We start from the raw sequence: 1,109 nt of genomic DNA, 5'->3' as shown, positions 1-1,109 counted from the left end.
GCCTGGTCATCGCCAACCTGTACGCGGGCATGAGCTACGGCTGGTGGCAGCACAAGCACAGCCGGCACCACGCCAAGCCGAACCAGGTGGGCGCGGACCCGGACATCAACAACGACGTCATCATCTTTCACAACGAGGAGCCCGCGCCGCCGCGCCGCAGCCGCCTCGCCCAGTGGTTCACGGCCCACCAGGGCTGGCTGTTCTTCCCGCTCCTGCTGCTCGAGGGCCTCAACCTGCACGTCTCGGGCGTCAAGACGATCTTCGGCCGCGCCGCAGTCAAGCGTCGCCCGATCGAGATCGTCTTTGTGACGCTGCGCCTCGGCGGGTACCTGGCGCTGGTGTTCTGGTTCCTGCCGCCGCTCATGGCGGTCGCGTTCCTCGCGGTCCAGCTCGGCATCTTCGGCGTCTACATGGGCGCGGTCTTCGCGCCGAACCACAAGGGCATGCCGATCGTCGCGCGCGACGCGAAGCTCGACTTCCTGCGCCGCCAGGTGCTCATGAGCCGCAACATCAGCGGCGGTCGGGTGATGTCGTTCCTCACCGGCGGGCTGAGCCTGCAGACCGAGCACCACCTGTTCCCAAGCATGCCCTCGCCGAACCTGCGCAAGATCCAGCCGATGGTCAAGCAGTTCTGCGCCGAGCACCGCGTGCACTACACCGAGACGACGCTGTTCCAGTCGTACGGCATCGTCATCCGCTACCTGAACCGCGTCGGTCTGGCCGCGCGCGACCCGTTCGACTGCCCGCTGGCCTCGCAGCTGCGCTGAGCCGGACGGACCTGCGGGTCAGCGCAGCGCGTCAGCGGGCAGCGGGGCCTCGGGGGCCGCGCGCTTCTCGTCGGCCGCGAGCAGCGTCCCGCTGTGGTGCCGCCCGACGGGCAGCACGAGCGGGGTCGAGGACACCGGGTCGGTGATGACGCGCGACGTCATGCCGAACACGTCCTCGACCATCTGCTCGGTCACGACCTCGGCCGGCGTGCCCTGCGCGTAGAGGTGCCCCGCTCGGATCGCGACGAGGTGGTCGGCGTACCGCGCCGCGAGGTTGAGGTCGTGCAGCACCATGACGACCGTGGTGCCGCGACGCCGGTTGAGGTCGGTGAGCAGGTCGAG

At 69.3% G+C, this 1,109-nt stretch carries 1 protein-coding gene and 1 pseudogene; one reads left to right on the top strand and one right to left on the bottom strand.

What is annotated here, in order from left to right:
• A partial coding sequence (locus tag D1825_RS00065; RefSeq protein WP_138066845.1) for a fatty acid desaturase family protein occupies positions 1 to 767 on the top strand: 767 nt, incomplete at its 5' end.
• 18 nt (positions 768 to 785) lie between these two features.
• Here D1825_RS00065 and D1825_RS00060 read toward each other — a convergent pair.
• A pseudogene (locus D1825_RS00060) lies at positions 786 to 1,109 on the bottom strand (ABC transporter ATP-binding protein); the annotation flags it as partial.

Origin of the sequence: Cellulomonas rhizosphaerae (assembly GCF_003470205.1) — a bacterium.
In the GTDB taxonomy this organism is placed as follows: Bacteria; Actinomycetota; Actinomycetes; order Actinomycetales; family Cellulomonadaceae; genus Cellulomonas; species Cellulomonas rhizosphaerae.
The sequence above is the reverse complement of the archived record's forward strand: the minus strand, read 5'-3'. Positions and strand labels throughout refer to the sequence as shown.